Genomic DNA, 17,745 nt, shown 5'->3' with positions numbered 1-17,745 from the left:
CTTTATTACAACAGGTAACCACTAGACAAAAACTCAATCTAAATAATAAAAAGCTGATTACTTTTCTGGCCCAAAATGCCATTGTTTTTCATCGACGTAAAACCCTTAAACAACATGCCAACGGTATGACTTTTCATGCGATTAATAATAAGACAGTTGTTACTTCACAAACCTATTTTTCAATTGGTGGCGGATTTATTATTCGCGAGCAAGATTTTGCTACAGAAAAAGTAGCCGCACTTATTCATGAAGAACAACCCGTGCCTTTTAATTTTTCCAGCGCTAAAGAGCTACTTGAATTGAGTAAAGAACATGGCATGCGCATCAGTTCATTAATGATGAAAAACGAAAAAGTATTTCAACCTAAAGAACAAATTATTGAAAAGCTTTGGCATATTTGGCAAGTCATGTACAAAAGTGTGCAAACAGGTATTCAAACTGAAGGCATATTACCCGGTGGTTTAAAGGTTACCCGTCGAGCTCCTGGTTTATATCATCGCTTACAAAACGAAAAAAATGCCGACCCTATGATAGCAATGGATTGGGTTAATCTTTTTGCATTAGCCGTTAACGAAGAAAATGCCGCTGGCGGTACTGTTGTCACCGCCCCAACAAATGGTGCGGCTGGTATTATTCCAGCGGTGTTATGTTATTACGACAAATTTGTTAAACCAGTAGACGAAGACACAGTAAGTCGTTATTTATTGACCGCAGCGGCAATTGGTATTTTATACAAAAAGAATGCCTCCATATCTGGCGCCGAAGTAGGTTGTCAGGGTGAAGTGGGCGTTGCTTGTTCTATGGCCGCAGGTGCATTAACTGAAATAGTGGGCGGTTCGGTAGACGCGGTTGAAAACGCAGCTGAAATAGGTATGGAGCATAACTTAGGGTTAACTTGCGACCCAGTAGGCGGCCTTGTACAAGTTCCTTGTATCGAACGTAATGCCATGGGAGCGATTAAAGCCATTAATGCCTCTAGGCTTGCTTTAAGAGGCACTGGACAACACAAAGTGTCACTCGATAAAGTCATTAAGACCATGTGGGACACAGGTAACGATATGAAGTCCAAATACAAAGAAACTGCCAGAGGTGGTTTAGCGGTGAATATTATTGAGTGTTGAGTTATTTTAGCGCCAGCTAAAATATTGCTTGTTAAAAATTTCAAACAAAAACGGCGTCATTCATTAAGTATGACGCCGTTTTTTCTATCTAACGAATCACTAATAGATAAGCGATATTTACCTAACCGGTAAAGTCAGGCCTTTAAACATTTTTTCTACTTCGTCGTTGTTTTTCAACATCATGGCTTTTTCTACCACTGACTTAGTAAGGTGTGGGGCAAAACGTTCGATAAATTCATACATGTAGCTGCGTAAGAATGAGCCTTTTCTAAAGCCAATCTTAGTGGTGCTGTATTCAAACAAGTGGCTCGCATCAATTTTGACTAAATCTTGATCCAATTTGTTATCGATTGCCATTGAGGCAATGACACCCACACCTACACCTAAACGTACATAGGTTTTGATAACGTCAGCATCTGTTGCAGTAAATACAATTTTAGGCTCAATGCCTGCACTACTAAATGCTTGGTCTAAAGACGAACGCCCAGTAAAACCAAATACATAAGTCACTAAATTATAGGTCGCAAGATCTTCAATACTGATAGTGGTCTTTTTAGCTAATGGATGCTCGCGATTCACTATGATACTGCGATTCCAGTGATAACAAGGCAGCATCACCAAATCGTTATACAAATGCAGAGACTCTGTGGCGATAGCAAAATCAGCTTCGCCTTTAGCGGCTAGATCACTTATTTGCGAAGGAGTGCCTTGATGCATATGCAGAGACACTTTTGAATACTTGTTCATAAAGCCTTTGATCACATCTGGTAAGGCATATCTTGCTTGGGTATGAGTAGTGGCAATATTTAACTTACCTTGATCAGGTAAGGTGTGCTCACGAGACACCGCTTTAATACTTTCTACTTTAGCTAAAATTTCACGAGAGATATTGATAACATCTTGGCCAGCTTCAGTGACGTGAGTAAGATGTTTGCCACTTCGACCAAAAATTTGAACCCCCAACTCATCTTCCAACATGCGAACTTGTTTACTGATCCCTGGTTGTGATGTGTACAAGCTTTCAGCAGTAGCCGAGACGTTTAAATTGTTATTCAGTACTTCAACAATATAACGGAGTTGTTGTAATTTCATTTCTTAGCCTTGCTTGTTAACCTAGGGAGTCTCTATATATTAAAAGGTTATATAACTTTAACGAGGTGAATTCCATTTATTTTTAATATTAATCTTCTAGTTATATCAAACTAAATCAGTAAATAGACTTAAAAATCAAATATCAAATTCAGAAAAAGGTCTGATAAGATGCAAAATAATATTCATATTGTGTGGCCGTCTTTATGAGACTTCTATTAATCGCCCTATTGGTAAATGTCTATGTCTAAAACAGATGATTCAATTGATTTTTCCACTGTATTAGGCTCTGCCGTGCATGATATGAAGAATTCTTTGTGCCTACTAATGCAATCTATTGAAAATTTGGGACAGAGCTTATCAGAGACAGATCCTTTAACTAGAGAACATTTAGCGTCGGCCCATTATGAGGCAGCGAGACTGAATACTGGGTTGGTACAATTATTATCACTGTATCGCGCCGGATTAGACAATTTGCCATTGAATATCGATGAATATGACTTAGAGGATGTAATAGAGGGTCTGCTAGCAACCAATGAAAGTTACTTGAATCATAAAAATATGATTTTAGAAGTTAGCCAATCAGCCGATTTAGTATGGTACCTAGATGCAGATTTAGTTGGTATTTTACTAAACGACGTTTTAATAAATGCATTGCGCTATAGCCAGAAAAAAATATTACTCAGTGTTTACACAGAAAATAAACAGCTAGTATTTAAGGTAGAAGATGATGGACCCGGTTACCCACAAAGCATGTTAGACGCGCACAATATTAACATGCAACACTTTGATATCAGTCAAGGACGAACGGGGTTAGGTTTGTTTTTTGCTCGGTTAATAGCCCAAGCACATACTAAAGGTGAAACTAAAGGATCGATATCACTAGAAAATGGTGGAAGTTTAGGTGGTAGCGTTTTTATCTTAACGTTACCCTAGGGTCGGCAAGCCCTAATTGATAAATAAAAGTAGTTTTAGCAATAGCACAGGGAGTTGTGCCCAAAGAGTCGGAAAATTATAGAGTTATGGTATTTACAACAATAATAGTGTTGATTGTTGCGTTAGTGCTAGTAGGCGTTATTGTAAACGCGATCCAACAACACAAAAATAAAGTTGAATCAGAACGCAGAGCAGATTTATCCAAACAAAAGGCTATCATCGATAACACTGAAGGTGCCTTATTAGCAGCAGAACAAATCCCCATTTCCCAAAGGCTCATTTTTATTATGCAGCGCAGAGTATTGGCAGCGATAAAAATGGCCAAACAAATGGGTGATACCTCAACGGGGTCAAACGAAAGGGTAAAATCAGCGGAAGAGGCTTTAAAGGCTATTGACGTGAGTAAACCGCCCCCCCCAGAAGACAGTTTTAAATTGCCACAAGGTGATAAACAAGTCATTCAATTTATTCGCGGTATTAAAACCCTACGGGCGTTGTTGCGTTCAGAGTTTAAGAAAAATCGTATTGAGAGTAGGGTATTTTTAGCTGAAGACAAATTATTGGAAAGATTGCAGTTGCGCGCTAACGTAGACACATTAATGCGGCGCGGCCAAGTGGCGATAAAAAATAATCAACTGGGCTCAGCTCGACAATGTTTAGAAAAAGCCATCGGCGCACTGGCTGCCCAGCCTAATCCAGATGACTTCATCATCGCCAGAAAGGCACAATTAGAAGATCAACTACTCAACATTGAAGACACACTGAAAAAAGCCAATAGCCAAGATGTGGCGAAAAAAGAAGAATCAGAGAGAAACGAACTCGACGATCTCTTTGCCGAGAAGAAAAAATGGTAGTTTAGTAGCGATTCTAGTTAACAAAATCAGCTAGGATAAGAGATATTACTCACTGTCCATTGCCAAAATGATGCAGCCACCTGTGATAAATTGCCATTTTTTTGCTTAATGATCCCCACTCTTTTACTCAAGCCACTTTGATGAATTTTCAAACAGACCAAGTCCTTACTCAGCATTTGTTCTTTGCATAAAGCGGGCACAACAGACACTCCTAGATCATGTTTGACAAACTGGCCCAATGTGGCCAGTTGGCTTGCCTCCACGACTATGTTCAACGACAAATGATTAAGCTCCATGAATGAATCAATCCACTGACGAATAGCCGAGCCCTTATTCATAGCAACAAAAGGGTACAAAGCAATTTGTGACCAATACAGCACTTTGTTTTCGCTCAAGGGATGGTTAATTGGCAGTACCGCAATAAAATTATCGGTAAGAATAGGATGAAACTCCAATCCATCCATTTTTTCGTGTTCGAAAGAAAAGCCAATCTCGGCTCTTCCCGCTTGTACATCTTTTATCACTGACTCCATAACCACATCTGCCACCGACAATTTAATGTTAGGAAACTCGGTTTTAAACTGTTGCAAAATGCCTGGTAGTAACCCAGCGGCAAACGAAGGCATCGCTGCAATGGATAATTTTCCTCGGCCTAACGAGAATAGATTATGCAAGTCTGAAAATGCTTCTTGCCAATCACCAATAAGACGCTCTGCCACAGGTAAAAACTGCCGCCCTTCTGGACTTAACTCGACTTTGCGAGTGGTGCGGGAAAACAGCAATCCCCCCAACTGTGATTCCATTTTTTTGATTGCTGAGGATAAGGCGGGCTGAGATAAGCACATTTTTTCAGCAGCCTGAGCAAAAGTTGCGGATTGTGCAATACACACAAAAATCTGTAGTTGCCGAAAAGATACGTTATACATATTCACTCTCGTTCGAAGAATTGATGATTAATAAATAAAATCTATTAATACAGACATTAATTTGATTTTACTATTTAAATGTATCTTTTACACTCTATGGCATGTTGTTTTATGTCTATTCTAAAGAGATTAAAAAATAACACTTCCTAGACACTTAACTTGAGAGCAAATCATGGCAGGTTTTAACAAGGTAGTAGATAGTTACGAAGCGGCAATGGCCGGCTTACAAGACAATATGACAGTCATAGCGGGCGGTTTTGGTCTATGCGGTATTCCAGAAGGGTTAATTGCGCAAATTAAAAAGATGAATACAAAAGGTTTAACGGTCGTCTCGAACAATTGTGGGATTGACGGTTTTGGTTTAGGCCTGTTGTTAGAAGAAAAACAAATCAAAAAAATGGTGTCATCCTATGTCGGTGAAAATGCTTTATTTGAGCAGCAGTTATTAAATGGCGAACTAGAAGTCGAACTCACCCCACAAGGTACATTAGCTGAAAAAATGCGCGCTGGCGGCGCTGGTATCCCAGCATTTTATACCGCGACAGGTTTCGGCACACCGGTAGGTGACGGTAAAGAATCTAGAAAATTTAATGGCCGTGATTATATTCTTGAAGAATCGATTACCGGTGACTTTGCCATTGTAAAAGCCTACAAGGCTGACCGTTATGGCAATTGTATCTATCGCCATACCGCGCAAAACTTTAATCCCATGGCCGCTACTGCTGGCAAAATCACGGTATTAGAAGTAGAAGAAATAGTAGAGCCTGGCGAACTATCCCCCAGCGAAATACATACACCCGGCATATACATTGACAGGATCATAGTAGGTGATTTTGAAAAACGTATAGAACGAAAAATCATCTCATCAGCTAGCAGCAAACAATAGGTTATTATTATGTCATTAAGCAGAGAACAAATTGCTATGCGAGTAGCACAAGAATTTGGTGATGGTCATTATATTAACTTAGGTATTGGCATCCCTACCCTAGCAGCCAACTATGTGGCTGATGATATCGAAGTCATGTTGCAATCAGAAAATGGCTTACTTGGCATGGGCCCCTATCCTACTGAAGAACAAGTAGACGCAGATATGATTAACGCAGGAAAAGAAACTGTAACGGCAGCAACTGGCGCTTCTATATTTAGTTCAGCAGAAAGTTTTGCCATGATCCGCGGCGGACATGTAGACCTAACCGTACTAGGTGCCTTTGAAGTAGATTGTCACGGCAACATTGCATCGTGGATGATCCCAGGTAAACTTATCAAAGGCATGGGCGGCGCGATGGATTTAGTCGCGGGTGCGCAAAATATTATTGTGACTATGACTCACGCCGATAAACACGGCAACTCTAAGTTACTAGAACAATGTACCCTGCCACTAACTGGGGTTAATTGTATCAATAAGATCATTACTGACTTAGCTGTGCTTGAAGTTAAAGAAGGGGCTTTTCACCTAGTTGAACGAGCACCGGGTGTGTCAGTTGATGAAATTCAATCGAAAACCGCAGGAAAATTAGTAGTAGGTAAAAACGTGGCTGAAATGAAGTTTTGAAATAAACCGACACAATTGTGAACAGCCTAGTATAATGTCGGCATATCAGTTATTAGAGCATGTCTTTTGCAATTTACCGACTTACCTTTACATCATAATTTATTAAAAGCCCTTGAAACTAAAGGGCTTGATTCACCTACCGAAATTCAAAGCAAGGCAATACCCTACGGTTTGATGGGTAAGGACCTCATTGCTTCATCCAAAACTGGCTCTGGCAAAACCCTCGCATTTTTATTACCAGCGGTACATAGAGTGTTAACCAAACAACCTTTGAGTCGTCGTGACCCCAGAGTATTGATTTTGGCCCCGACCAGAGAACTGGCCAAACAAGTGTTTTTGGAGCTCAAAGGCCTCATTGCTAAACAGCAACTTAAAGCCGCTTTGATATTAGGCGGTGAAAACTTTAATGACCAAGTTAAAGCCCTTAAACATCATCCACAATTTATTGTAGGTACTGCAGGCCGCGTAGCCGATCACCTCAAAGGAAAATCGTTATTTTTAAACGGGCTTGAATTGTTGATATTGGATGAAGCAGACCGAATGTTAGATTTGGGTTTTGCATCGGAACTTAGACTGGTCAACCAAGCAGCCGATCATCGCAAACGCCAATCAATGATGTTTTCTGCGACATTAGACAGTGCCGCAATGCACGAACTGACGCAGACCCTATTGAAAAGTCCACAACGTATCAGTGTTGGCTCTGCTGGTGAAGAACATAAAGATATTCAGCAACAATTTTACTTAGCAGATCATGTGACCCACAAAGAATCACTGCTAAGCCATATGATCAATCAGCAAGAATACCGTCAAATCATAGTATTCACTGCCACCCGCACTGATACAGAAAGGTTAACGGTTTTACTTAAAGAGCAAGGTTTACATGCCGTTGCGCTAAGTGGCGACCTCACTCAAGGTCAACGTAATAATATTATGAGTGAATTTGGCCGAGGTCAGCACCATATACTAGTTACCACCGATATCGCTTCTCGCGGTTTGGACTTGCTCAATGTAGCTTTAGTGGTGAATTTTGATTTACCCAAATTAGCCGATGAATACGTGCATAGAGTCGGCAGAACAGGTCGAGCTGGCAACAAAGGCCAAGCGGTATCCTTTGTTGGGCCAAAAGATTGGTTTAGCTTTTTAGCCATCAAAAGTTTTATGCAACAAAACATAGAGTTTAGTGAGATTGAAGGTTTAACGGCCAAGTTTAAAGGCTTAAAACCAGCTAAACCTAAAGTAGCGTTTGGCAAAAAATCGACCAATAAAAAAGTTAATAAACAAGCCAAACCTCAAAACACACCTAATCGGGTTAAAACCATGCAAGGTAAAGACGCAGGTGATATGCCAATGAAGCGTAAGCCAAGAGTAGTATTGAAGCCTGAGGATGATATTGAAGAGTAATTAACCCAGTTTCGACGCTAATGCTCTAAGGTCGAAACTCAAAACAAAAAAAGCGCGTGAACCACAAAGTTGGTCAAGCGCTTTTTTTTCACCCGCTAAACTAGTTTTAATCCCAATTTTCAAAAAACGCTGCACTGTCTCTTTTAGGTTTAGGTAGTGGTTGAACAGCTGTAGAGCCCAGATACAGAAAACCGACTATTTCATCTTGCTCCGCTAAATCAAAAGCCTGTTTTACATTTGGATCTTGAGCAAAACTGCCCGTACGCCAAACCCCTGCAAAACCTTGAGCAACGGCAGCCATCTGCATAGCATGTACGGCACAAGAAGCTGAAGCGACTTGTTCTACCCAAGGCACCTTATCGTGTTCGGTGTATTTAGCTACTGCCACCATCACCATTGGCGCTCGCAACGGCAATTGCGGTGCACGATCTATTTCTTTTTCGCTTTTATTTGCAGCTATGGCAGCTTGTTCAAATACTTTACCTAGGCGTGTTAATCCTTGGTTTTGACAAACAATGAACTTCCAAGGGGCAAGACAGGCATGATCTGGCGCGCGTAAAGCAGCTTGTTTAATATTTTCTAGCACCTCACCTTCTGGAGCGGGTGCTTGTAGTCGAGGTTGGGAACTGCGGTTTAGTAATAAATCTAGCGCCTGCATTTAATTGTCCGATAATTTCACTTGGCGCTATCCTAATAAAAAAGGCGCTTGGGTGCCGTTCTTTTTTATTCCTTTTCGATAAATTTTTTCGCTAAAAAATAATCAACACTAGTGAATTTACCACCACCGCTAAAAAACAATGAAAACAACATAACAAAATAAGTTATCGCAAATTCAATTCCGTTGTTAAGTACCACCAATTTTCCACTTGATGTAAGCCATTCATAGTTACCATGCTCTTGCAGAATCTCTTTAGCAGCAGATAACTTATCTGGGGCATTAAGTACCGCTTCGTTTAGCATAATAGTGCCATCTGACATCCAACTGCTAGCATCAGCAATTGCAGCCCAACCATTCGGCCAATGCACTGAAAACGCAGCGACTAACATAGTCACCATCAACGGAATACTTACCCAGCGTGTAGCTAAACCAATCAGCAAAAATAATCCACCCACTAGCTCAGCTGCAGTGGCAAGAAAAGCCAGAACGAACGGAAAAGGCAAACCTAAACCATAATCAGCATTACCGAACCAATCCACAATGCCATCAAATCCTTGGTATTTTGTCCAACCACCTTGGATCATAACCGGAGCTAAATAAAGTCTAAGTAACAAAGGCGCGAGCCCTTCAAATGCCAAACTCTTATCCAGTAATTTGTGTAAAGGGGTATACAGATTCAACAGGCTCATAAACATTCCAATTAATAAATTCACCTATAAGAGGGGGTGGGTTGGTAAAATATTTCGTTGGGCTTAGATTTAACCGCCTAAATTTAATCTATATTATTGGCAATCCAATCTGCCAATCTCGTTTCAACACCTGCCATTTTTTAAAATAACTACCATTCGCCCTAGCCTTTGGCACTTTTATTGCTAAATTCATTGCTAATAACAAACAAAGCTTTTACTAAAGATATGAACTCTATGCGAACTTTATACTTAATGATCCTGGTTGGAACCCTGAATTTTGGCTGTGCCATGACGGATTTAATCGGTGACAGTGATGATATAGATGATGTAACAGCCTCAAATGCTCATCCATCAGACTCTCTACATAAACATGTAGAAAAGCTCGCTAGGCAATTGTTAAGTACCTCTCAATTTATTGATACCAATAACACGGTAGCTGTCGGCACAATATTACCGACTATGATTTCTAGCGGCGAACCATTGCCTTCACACACAGCTTTAGGATTGCAAATTCAAGAAAGCTTAATGACCTTCGCAACACAGGCCGGTTTGAAAGTCTTAGAATATAAAACTATGCCAAACATCAAAATCAGCGAACAGGCCGATAAAATGTTGAGCAGACAAGTAGATGACCTGAACCCGACTATGGCTGCAGACTATTTTTTAACTGGCACCTATACGCTGCAAGAAACCAACACAATGGTCAATATCAGGCTGATACAAGTGCCGGAAAATATTGTTCTCGCGGCTGCAACAGATTACGTGCCAAATGATGCCATGTGGAGTGCATCGAAAGTGACACTTAAAAATAACCAGATTTATAGAAACGGATACTAGGTGAGCACAATGAAACTATCAATATTCGGATTATTAATCAGCTCTACCTTGTGCGGCTGCGCGATATTTGAAGACGAAAATACCAATGACGTAAGCAACGAAAACTTACAAAGCCCATACATGTCAATCATAACATCGCCTTCAGATGCCTCACCACCCTTAGAATCAAGCCTTATGTTTCAGCAGCAATTCCAAAACAGATTTGCTAAGACGCACCCGACTGAATATACAACTGAAATGGGGCAATTTTATCTAACCGACTCCCAACACTCAAACGGTTTGCAGCAACCTAGTCCCCCCATATCAGGGGCAAGACTCAATATCAATCATTACGCAAGAGGCCTAATGCAAGATTTAGTGGCGAATCTACAATATGTCAATTCGACCACACCATTAGCCGTTGTAAGTTTTGTTATGCTTGATAGTGATTACAACCAATCAAACTTGTTAGGTAAACAAATAGCTGAGAGCTTAATCCACGAAATACATAAATTCGGCATTCCGGTGGTTGATTTTAAAACCACAGGGTTTATTAGAATTACCGAGCAAGGTGATTTTGCTTTTACCAAAGACTATGAAGAGTTAACGAGTGATCTGGCCGCCAGATATATAGTGGGTGGCACTTTGGTAAAACATAAAGATGGCTACTTGGTGAATGCTCGAGTGGTAGGCTTACAGTCAAAAGCAGTAGTAGCCTCTGCTCAAAGTTTTATTCCAAATAACATTGCTTATGCGCTCATATCAGACAACGCCATGATTGATAGTAATGAAACTATTATGACGACGGATCTTTCTTACCTTGAACAGTCCGATCAAAGACCCTAATCAAGTAAATCAAAGCACTCCAAATCATCAGCACACACCATCTCTTTGATCAAATAAAGACAGTTTGCATGATAAAGCGTTAACTGGGGACGTGATTGGTTATAGATTTACCACGCCTAATATTGGTGGATTTAGTGAATTACCTACCTTGTTTGTTAAACAACAAGCCGCACAGGATAGTCTCGCTGAAGAGCGGATTGAGCCTTTAGAGCTCAACGAAGAAAATGTAGAAGTATTGGTTTGGGATGACGAAGAGTCTAAGCGAAAAAACTACTTTACATTACCAACGGACAAACAACTCAGTGCTGACCATGTATTGCCGAAAAATTTAACGTCATCTGCGCCTGTACCAACTGAATTGAAACTATCTTTGCAGTCGGTTGATGCTCCACCGGACCCACAAGGACAGCAAGCCGATGCTCCCTCGTTTGCGGACTACGATGTAAAAAGTCCTTTGAAAACGCAACAAACATTCACTGATCTTTACACTGTGCAGCTTGGCGCATTTTTGAATCAAGCTATTGCGATAGAGTTTTCTAATCAACTTAAAACTCGCATCTCTGCTCCAGAAGATTTCGTCATTACTGAACTACAAAGCGGTAATTGGCAGAGTGTATATAAAGTATTTTATGGTCAATTTACGAGCATGGAAGAAGCTAACCAAATGGCTCAACAAATTGGCCTAAACGCCAATGAATTTTTGGTTAAACCGCTTCCAGAAAAAATGTTAAACCAAATAACAACGGATATTGTTCAATTGAATGCTGTTACTGTATCAGCTCCGCTTGCTACTTCTAATTCTGGCTTTACAGAGTCAAATGGTGATGGTGATGGTGATAATGTAAACATTTCACCTGCTTGGGTTATTCAATTTTATGCAAGTCAATCCTCGATACCAACAACGCAAGCTCAGGTATTTGACTCGATTGGCGTACTCTACCAAGCCGAAAAAACGGCAGGTACCAATAATGAAACTTGGTACTGTTTGATCAGTCAGGGTTATACTAGTCGAGAAGAAGCTCAGCAAGCTTTGGCAACTTCTGGCCTAGAAGGTTGGGTAAGTTCCGGCAACGCATACAGTAGCTTTAGAGTGTTTAATTAAATGAGATATTCAAACATGACTACCCGTTTAATGCACATTTTTTGTGTTGGCTTTTTGCTCATTAATTCTGCTTTCGCTCAAGAAGAGCGGCCCTTTTTTAATGAAGTGCAGCCGATTGACTTTGGTGAGTTACTGGGCTTAGCAGGTACTTGTATATTAAATTATGATAGTGGCTTGATCACCGATGGTGGCGGCAGCTTGTGTCCTTTCCCAAATACTAGATTCGGTGATCCCGGTAGATATCAAATTGTTGCCACCCCTTTTACCAATGTACAAATCATGGTGGATCGAAGGCCCAATACCGGAGACGGCATCAGTTACACGCCAGCAGGAATTTATCAGGTATTTGGGGAGAGCGACACGCCAATTATTGCCGACCTGAATCAAACAATCTATAGCGGCAGTACTGGCGTGATTACCATCTTTCTGGGGGGAACACTCGTATCCTCGGTTGCACAAAGTTTTAATTCTAGTTTCTCAATTTCAATTGTAGATGGAATAACATTCAATGAAGTGCCCTAAGTTTTTTTTCTTAATGTTGTTTTTATTGATAATTGGTTGCAGTTCTAAATTGGAAATTGCAGGCCAAGAGCATGCTCTTGTTTTTCAAAAATGGCAATCTTTAGCAAACTATGCAGGCGATACGTTTGCGGATGATCCTATTTATGTCGTTGCTCGACTGAACGTCGTTAAAGGGTTAAGTGGTAACGAGTTTATTCTCGAGGACTTCCAATTAACAAATCAAGAAACGTCTTATCAACTAAACTTAAGAACACCTGAATTTGAAAATAAAATCATCTGTGACGGTCAGTGCTTATTTTTAACCGAGTATCTAGCATCCGATGAGAGCAGCGCAACGATGCTCAGTCGTTATTACGACAAGTACGAATTTGAGTTATTCAAATTGTATGGCGATATATTTACGCTTAAAAAGTCTATTAGTGAAATAAAATCAGTAACACCGCAAGGTTATGCACAATATTTAGATTGGATCCAATCAACCAATACTCGCTTTGCTGATATACCCGCACTAAGACAATATCTTTTGAAGACATTTTCTGTAGAGGGGTATACAGAGTTTGTACAAAACCCCAACCTGAAACTTGCACATCTATTGAGTCGCCCTGAAAACTCGTTTGATGATAACGAAGGTCCAAATTTTGAATTTGAAGAATATGAATCAACTATCGAAGCAAGCATATTCTCTGCCGATAACGAGTTTACCGCACAAGAAGCCATAAATTGGATTGTGGATGAAGAGATGATAATTTTGGATAACAGTGAAAACTTTAGTTGGTTTGCAGACACAATTCAGTCTATCAATATTGTTAGTGCGAGTATTGGCGATGTTGTTTGTGTCTTAGGTTCGAATGAGTTTGGCCAAGTTAATGAAGAGCGAGGAAGGGTTTTTACTGTCAATATGTTAGGCACCATAACAATCATCCAAGATGGAATTGAAACATCACTCACGTCAGATACTGGGTTTGCTGTAGGCTCGGAGAAAAGTTATACACCGCTTGAAGGTGTAAAAACCTATTTGGACAACCAAGTCACTCAATGCGATTTACGCTAATTGGTTTATGAGGCTAGAAAATACCCGTTTATTAATGCATAAGTAAGTAACTGACAACTAAGTGTTATGTGGTTACCCATGCACTAAACCACAAATTATCTTTTGTTAAACCCTTCGTCCATGAACCAACTAATGTTCATAGTGTTCTTTTTAGATAATTGTGGACCGTATTGAATTGAGTTTACAAATTATTGAGTAACAAATTGGGTAAAAGTTTAGCGTTGGATGCTATTAACTTACCGCTTTTCAACTCAATGATTTTTGAATTTATCATGATACCTTGATGAGTTCGTAACAGATTACCTGCCAACACATAAGCACTATCCAAGTCGTCAAATACATCCTGCTGTAACGCTGAAAACTCAATAGCACCCTGTTCCGTTCTATAAAAAAGTGGAACTAAACTTGTATCGCTTGTGACAATCCCTAAATCTCTTAAGTCGTTGCTCAAGTAATTAGCAAGGTCTTGTCCCAACTCTTCTGCCTGCTCGATGGGAGAATTTCGATACACAAATGGAGTAACTACAATAGCCCCATCCAGCCCATATATTGGCAAGTCAGTTTTCAATTCTTGAGCAATCTGTTGAGTGTATTCGTTAATCAATACAAAATGCCGGCTTAATGTTGCTGTCTTTGAGCTGATAATGCTGTTTTGTTCTACAGCCATGCCACTCGGGCATTCGTGAAATTCGCCATTAGGATCGGCACATAGTCTTGCTGTCTGCTCGAAAGGCCACATTGAACAGGCTGAGCTCGCTACCAATAGCGGAAAATAAGGCCAATATTTAAAAGCAGATGCCATGTGAGATCCTTGTACGAATTCAGTAATGTTAGATATTCATCATAAGTTAGCAATTAACAAGCCAATAACTGGAGGAAATCGAATTGCCTAAAGTTGTGAGTAATCGGCACAAATTCAGGTTAATAACCGCTTATCAACGGTAAACAATTGCCGCACTCTATTGCCAGCGGACTTACTTTACCCGTTCACTAATAATTGACCCAGCAACACTAAAGTCGTTAAGGTAGAGCATCTTTATTGAAATGGTAAAAATCGTTGCTTAAATATTTAGTCGTTGTTAGTGGAATATTAGCGTTCCTCGGTTGTTCAACCAGCCCAACAGATTCAAAAAAAGATCATTCAACTATCAATGATGCTGACACTACCCGTATTACACTTTCACATGTTAAAGCCTACTTATTAATAGGTAACGTCAAACAAGCACAAAAGACCTTCGACACCATCAGCAATTCTCAGACGATGCCGAATACATTTTTAACGCTAGCTGAGTTACGAGCTGCCTCTGGCAATGCAGAGGCAGCACAGCAAGCATTTTTGCTGGCACTGGCTAATGACAAGCTCGACAAACAACCGACATCAGTGACACTTATCGACTACTTCTGCAATCAAAAAAAGTGGCCTGCATTACAAGGTTATGCTTCATCACTTGTAGCCATTGCGTCTGATAACAATGTTCAAAATGCCAGCCCTTCCGGCATTCGTTTTAAAAATAGCGCTTTAACGCAAATAGGCTTGTGTTTCTTCTATGAACAACGCTTCGATGAAGCCCAGAATTGGTTGCAACAACTTGATGTTACGCAGCAGTTAGGACCTCAAGCTTACCTTGCACTTGCCCGAATGGCTGTTGAACAAAAGCAATATTCTGCCGCGCAAGCGTTGATTAACCAATATGAAGTAACAAAAACTAAAATTGATGCAAAAATGTTATGGACGGCTTTTGAGGTGTATCAAGCTCTAAATCAACCAGACATAGCAACTCCATTAGGTGAAAACTTGCGTACACTCTTCCCAGGGAATGAATACACACGAAAGTATATTTTGACCAAAAAACGTGGCGAGAGATTAGAGCGTAAACAGCAAGAAGCTATGGTAGTTTTTCCAACAATAAAATCATTACCTGAAGAAAAACAACTCTCCCCTACCCATGAACAATCCATTCATATCATGAAAAAAGGCGAAACCCTATATCAACTATCGAAACGCTACGGAGTGACGACACCAGAGTTAATGTCTTGGAATCCCAACTTAGTCTTAGATGATATTTCAATAGGCACAAACATACGCATAACACCGATTCGTTAGATATTTTAAGGTAAGCCTAACTTAGAGCTGAGGCAAGCCACTATGAAAGCGAAACTCAGTATCTGGCAATTGAATAAGTTGGGCTTCTTTCTCACCAAAAAACGTCACTCTTTCATCAATGTTAGTCGCGCTGATTTTAGTAGCTAGAGACAAATAGTCTTGAAAGTGTCTGGCTTCGCTACGCAGCAACGAGACATAGAATTTTTCTAGCTCAGCATCTAAATATGGTGCCAACTTAGCAAAACGTTCACAAGAGCGTGCTTCTATATAAGCACCACATATTAGCGTATCACTCAGTTTGGCCGGCTCATGCGTGCGCACACCTTTCATCATGCCTCTGGCGTAACGAGATGCCGTTAAGTTATCGTAGGTCACTCCCCTGCTCTGCATAATTTCCCACACCTGCTGAAAATGATGTAATTCTTCCTTGATCAATAACACCATTTTACTGATCAATTCGTCACCATGTTCAAAGTCAGACTTACTCATCAATTTTTTTGATAGGTTGATGTAATTACTGAAGTCACCATTACCCACTTTTCGATAAACAAAATCTTCGTAAGGCTTTAACCATGCAAGTAATGCATCACTACTTGGTTTATCTACCGCATAACGACGTAAAAGCAACATAGCGGTTTGCGCTGCTTTGAGCTCACAATTAGCGTGATCAATCAGCAGTGTTGGTAAATTTTCCGGCTTGATAGCCTCATCAATCCAGCTTTGCGGGGTTTCACACAGTAAAAAATCTGCGATGGGTGCTAACAACTTTTCCAAACTAATAAGACCTTTCTAAACACAATTAAGAAATACACCTATGTTCAATGACAGGTGCAAATAAGATGCAGAATGATATCACGATTGACGCTAATCTTGATTACCTACTGCAATGTCCCAACGATCAAAACTAAATTTAAAAGTCGTAAATATTCCGCTTATTTTGCAAGGCAATAAGTCAAGCTATCAACGTTAGAAGTAAATTTGACCTAATGGCAAAACACAACTAAATTTCAAATCTTCTATAAATAAACCGATTTATTAAACGTAAAGCATTAATTCTTCATACACTTAAATTTACGTAGCAGAGACCGAAATAGGTCTTGAATACGAAATAGTGCCAATAATGAAAATGTATTTATTGTGGACTATTGGAGAATTATGAAAAAGCAAAGCTCTTACGATACCACCTGGAACGGCAATATCCTTGTCACCACTGTTACTGGCACAATCAATAAAGACGATACCCATAGTGTTTTAGAGCAAGTCAAATTAATGGTACAAACATTAAAGGGAGCCCCCTGGGCTAATTTAGTGGATCTTAGTCAATGGGAATTGGGCTCAACAGACGTTACCCCATCACTAATCGAGTTAGAAGACTGGGTAAGAAAGAATGGGCGAACTCATTTAGCCTTTGTTCTGGGCACTGAATATGTGGAAATTAAGAAATTCGCGCTAGAGAAATACTTAGGCAATAATTTGAAAAAGAATGAGATAATTTTGGTTGAAAGTCTAGCTGAAGGCTTAAACTGGCTGGGTAAACAAGGATTTGATTTAAAAAATGGTAATCAAGCCGAGTCCTCTTTTAAAAATCAAAACTAAAAGGTAATCCTGACGTTGTATTACCTAATAGTCATTTCCTGTTTAGACAAAACAAATTTAGCTAGATTCAGGACTTAGTGTCTAAATTAAAATACAGTGAACTAGCGTTAGCAATTCGCCGTAATGATTTCACATCATCTTCAGTCCATTGACAAATTTTTCCGACACTTTCACAGCATATAACCCCAACAGGTTTAAAATCGTTGTGCAGAATAAAGTCGAGTAACGAATAAATATTATTAGGTTTAAAGTAGAGATCTTTAAAACATGCGGTTACGGGATCATTTCTGGCATCGCTTGCATTTATCACATCATTACAAAGGATCGCTTCAAAGTAAGAAGAAAAGTCCTCACGCTTGAGCTCGTCGTTTCCACCATAAGTATTATTAATACGGTCATAACTAACGCTTGAAACAATTTTTGAATAGTGCTCCAAAGTCTTTGTTCCAATATCAAATATCTCGTCATCTTTTGCTAAATCT

20 protein-coding genes are annotated in these 17,745 nt (G+C 39.9%); 13 read left to right on the top strand and 7 right to left on the bottom strand.

The genetic code is table 11. The features are described from left to right. Nucleotides 1–1,121, top strand: a 1,121-nt coding sequence (locus QZ488_RS17825) for an L-serine ammonia-lyase (protein WP_293751332.1), incomplete at its 5' end; no start/stop codon positions are given. A gap of 117 nt (nt 1,122–1,238) precedes the next feature. Here the strand turns inward: QZ488_RS17825 and cysB are convergent. After that, nucleotides 1,239–2,213 carry an HTH-type transcriptional regulator CysB gene (gene cysB / locus QZ488_RS17820; protein WP_293751330.1) on the bottom strand — a complete coding sequence of 325 codons (975 nt, stop codon included), beginning with the start codon at nt 2,211–2,213 and terminating at the stop codon, nt 1,239–1,241. 240 nt (nt 2,214–2,453) lie between these two features. On the opposite strand from cysB, the gene QZ488_RS17815 reads away from it, so the two are divergent. After that, nucleotides 2,454–3,146, top strand: coding sequence for an ATP-binding protein (locus QZ488_RS17815; protein WP_293751328.1), 693 nt, complete (start codon nt 2,454–2,456; stop codon nt 3,144–3,146). Between the two features lie 86 nt (nt 3,147–3,232). Beyond that, the gene (locus QZ488_RS17810) at nt 3,233–4,000 is read left to right on the top strand and encodes a hypothetical protein (RefSeq protein ID WP_293751326.1); all 768 of its coding nucleotides are present in this window, start codon (nt 3,233–3,235) and stop codon (nt 3,998–4,000) included. Between the two features lie 26 nt (nt 4,001–4,026). On the opposite strand, the gene QZ488_RS17805 is transcribed toward QZ488_RS17810, so the two are convergent. Next, a complete protein-coding gene (locus QZ488_RS17805; RefSeq protein WP_293751324.1) occupies nt 4,027–4,926 on the bottom strand; it encodes a LysR family transcriptional regulator in 900 nt (299 codons plus the stop codon). Nucleotides 4,927–5,098: 172 nt separating this feature from the next. Here QZ488_RS17805 and QZ488_RS17800 point away from each other — a divergent pair, with 172 nt between their 5' ends. The 3 genes from QZ488_RS17800 to QZ488_RS17790 all read left to right on the top strand — a co-directional run bounded on the left by QZ488_RS17800 (nt 5,099) and on the right by QZ488_RS17790 (nt 7,879). Further along, nucleotides 5,099–5,812: a CoA transferase subunit A gene (locus QZ488_RS17800; RefSeq protein WP_293751322.1), complete on the top strand. Its 714-nt coding sequence runs from the start codon at nt 5,099–5,101 to the stop codon at nt 5,810–5,812. 9 nt (nt 5,813–5,821) lie between these two features. Next, nucleotides 5,822–6,478 carry a 3-oxoacid CoA-transferase subunit B gene (locus tag QZ488_RS17795; protein WP_293751320.1) on the top strand — a complete coding sequence of 219 codons (657 nt, stop codon included), beginning with the start codon at nt 5,822–5,824 and terminating at the stop codon, nt 6,476–6,478. 66 nt (nt 6,479–6,544) lie between these two features. Then, nucleotides 6,545–7,879, top strand: a complete 1,335-nt coding sequence (locus tag QZ488_RS17790; RefSeq protein ID WP_293751318.1) for a DEAD/DEAH box helicase — start codon at nt 6,545–6,547, stop codon at nt 7,877–7,879. Nucleotides 7,880–7,985: 106 nt separating this feature from the next. Here QZ488_RS17790 and QZ488_RS17785 read toward each other — a convergent pair whose 3' ends face one another. Then, nucleotides 7,986–8,537, bottom strand: a complete 552-nt coding sequence (locus QZ488_RS17785; protein WP_293751316.1) for an NAD(P)H nitroreductase — start codon at nt 8,535–8,537, stop codon at nt 7,986–7,988. A gap of 65 nt (nt 8,538–8,602) precedes the next feature. Then, entirely contained in the window at nt 8,603–9,226 is a 624-nt protein-coding gene (locus tag QZ488_RS17780; RefSeq protein WP_293751314.1) for a DoxX family protein, read from the bottom strand. A gap of 234 nt (nt 9,227–9,460) precedes the next feature. On the opposite strand from QZ488_RS17780, the gene QZ488_RS17775 reads away from it, so the two are divergent. The 5 genes from QZ488_RS17775 (at nt 9,461) to QZ488_RS17755 (ending at nt 13,563) form a co-directional block, all read left to right on the top strand. Continuing rightward, nucleotides 9,461–10,063, top strand: coding sequence for a FlgO family outer membrane protein (locus tag QZ488_RS17775; protein WP_293751311.1), 603 nt, complete (start codon nt 9,461–9,463; stop codon nt 10,061–10,063). Nucleotides 10,064–10,072: 9 nt separating this feature from the next. Continuing rightward, nucleotides 10,073–10,888: a FlgO family outer membrane protein gene (locus tag QZ488_RS17770; RefSeq protein ID WP_293751309.1), complete on the top strand. Its 816-nt coding sequence runs from the start codon at nt 10,073–10,075 to the stop codon at nt 10,886–10,888. A 64-nt stretch (nt 10,889–10,952) separates the two neighbouring features. Then, on the top strand, nt 10,953–11,990 hold the full coding sequence (locus tag QZ488_RS17765) for an SPOR domain-containing protein (protein WP_293751307.1): 1,038 nt from the start codon (nt 10,953–10,955) through the stop codon (nt 11,988–11,990). 15 nt (nt 11,991–12,005) lie between these two features. Continuing rightward, nucleotides 12,006–12,512, top strand: a complete 507-nt coding sequence (locus tag QZ488_RS17760) for a hypothetical protein (protein WP_293751305.1) — start codon at nt 12,006–12,008, stop codon at nt 12,510–12,512. Continuing rightward, on the top strand, nt 12,499–13,563 hold the full coding sequence (locus tag QZ488_RS17755; RefSeq protein WP_293751303.1) for a hypothetical protein: 1,065 nt from the start codon (nt 12,499–12,501) through the stop codon (nt 13,561–13,563). Before QZ488_RS17760 ends, QZ488_RS17755 begins: the two co-directional genes overlap by 14 nt. A gap of 181 nt (nt 13,564–13,744) precedes the next feature. On the opposite strand, the gene QZ488_RS17750 is transcribed toward QZ488_RS17755, so the two are convergent. Further along, complete coding sequence (locus QZ488_RS17750; protein ID WP_293751301.1) at nt 13,745–14,365, bottom strand: FlgO family outer membrane protein; 621 nt, start codon at nt 14,363–14,365, stop codon at nt 13,745–13,747. A 255-nt stretch (nt 14,366–14,620) separates the two neighbouring features. On the opposite strand from QZ488_RS17750, the gene QZ488_RS17745 reads away from it, so the two are divergent. Then, nucleotides 14,621–15,667, top strand: coding sequence for a LysM peptidoglycan-binding domain-containing protein (locus QZ488_RS17745; protein WP_293751300.1), 1,047 nt, complete (start codon nt 14,621–14,623; stop codon nt 15,665–15,667). Between the two features lie 21 nt (nt 15,668–15,688). Here QZ488_RS17745 and miaE read toward each other — a convergent pair whose 3' ends face one another. Next, on the bottom strand, nt 15,689–16,447 hold the full coding sequence (gene miaE / locus QZ488_RS17740) for a tRNA isopentenyl-2-thiomethyl-A-37 hydroxylase MiaE (RefSeq protein ID WP_293751335.1): 759 nt from the start codon (nt 16,445–16,447) through the stop codon (nt 15,689–15,691). 375 nt (nt 16,448–16,822) lie between these two features. On the opposite strand from miaE, the gene QZ488_RS17735 reads away from it, so the two are divergent. Further along, nucleotides 16,823–17,263: a hypothetical protein gene (locus QZ488_RS17735; protein WP_293751298.1), complete on the top strand. Its 441-nt coding sequence runs from the start codon at nt 16,823–16,825 to the stop codon at nt 17,261–17,263. Nucleotides 17,264–17,330: 67 nt separating this feature from the next. Here QZ488_RS17735 and QZ488_RS17730 read toward each other — a convergent pair. Further along, nucleotides 17,331–17,745: GAF domain-containing protein (locus tag QZ488_RS17730; RefSeq protein WP_293751296.1), on the bottom strand; the 415-nt coding region annotated here is incomplete at its 5' end.

Source organism: uncultured Paraglaciecola sp., assembly GCF_913020055.1.
GTDB lineage: Bacteria > Pseudomonadota > Gammaproteobacteria > Enterobacterales > Alteromonadaceae > Paraglaciecola.
Note: the sequence above shows the minus strand (reverse complement) of the source record. Positions and strands in the feature narration are given on the sequence as shown.

Coding starts and splice junctions, on each gene's coding strand:
- cysB (WP_293751330.1), bottom strand. CDS start 2,213: ATGAAATTACAACAACTCCGTTATATTGTTGAAGTACTGAATAACAAT.
- QZ488_RS17815 (WP_293751328.1), top strand. CDS start 2,454: ATGTCTAAAACAGATGATTCAATTGATTTTTCCACTGTATTAGGCTCT.
- QZ488_RS17810 (WP_293751326.1), top strand. CDS start 3,233: ATGGTATTTACAACAATAATAGTGTTGATTGTTGCGTTAGTGCTAGTA.
- QZ488_RS17805 (WP_293751324.1), bottom strand. CDS start 4,926: ATGTATAACGTATCTTTTCGGCAACTACAGATTTTTGTGTGTATTGCA.
- QZ488_RS17800 (WP_293751322.1), top strand. CDS start 5,099: ATGGCAGGTTTTAACAAGGTAGTAGATAGTTACGAAGCGGCAATGGCC.
- QZ488_RS17795 (WP_293751320.1), top strand. CDS start 5,822: ATGTCATTAAGCAGAGAACAAATTGCTATGCGAGTAGCACAAGAATTT.
- QZ488_RS17785 (WP_293751316.1), bottom strand. CDS start 8,537: ATGCAGGCGCTAGATTTATTACTAAACCGCAGTTCCCAACCTCGACTA.
- QZ488_RS17780 (WP_293751314.1), bottom strand. CDS start 9,226: ATGAGCCTGTTGAATCTGTATACCCCTTTACACAAATTACTGGATAAG.
- QZ488_RS17775 (WP_293751311.1), top strand. CDS start 9,461: ATGCGAACTTTATACTTAATGATCCTGGTTGGAACCCTGAATTTTGGC.
- QZ488_RS17770 (WP_293751309.1), top strand. CDS start 10,073: ATGAAACTATCAATATTCGGATTATTAATCAGCTCTACCTTGTGCGGC.
- QZ488_RS17760 (WP_293751305.1), top strand. CDS start 12,006: ATGACTACCCGTTTAATGCACATTTTTTGTGTTGGCTTTTTGCTCATT.
- QZ488_RS17755 (WP_293751303.1), top strand. CDS start 12,499: ATGAAGTGCCCTAAGTTTTTTTTCTTAATGTTGTTTTTATTGATAATT.
- QZ488_RS17750 (WP_293751301.1), bottom strand. CDS start 14,365: ATGGCATCTGCTTTTAAATATTGGCCTTATTTTCCGCTATTGGTAGCG.
- QZ488_RS17735 (WP_293751298.1), top strand. CDS start 16,823: ATGAAAAAGCAAAGCTCTTACGATACCACCTGGAACGGCAATATCCTT.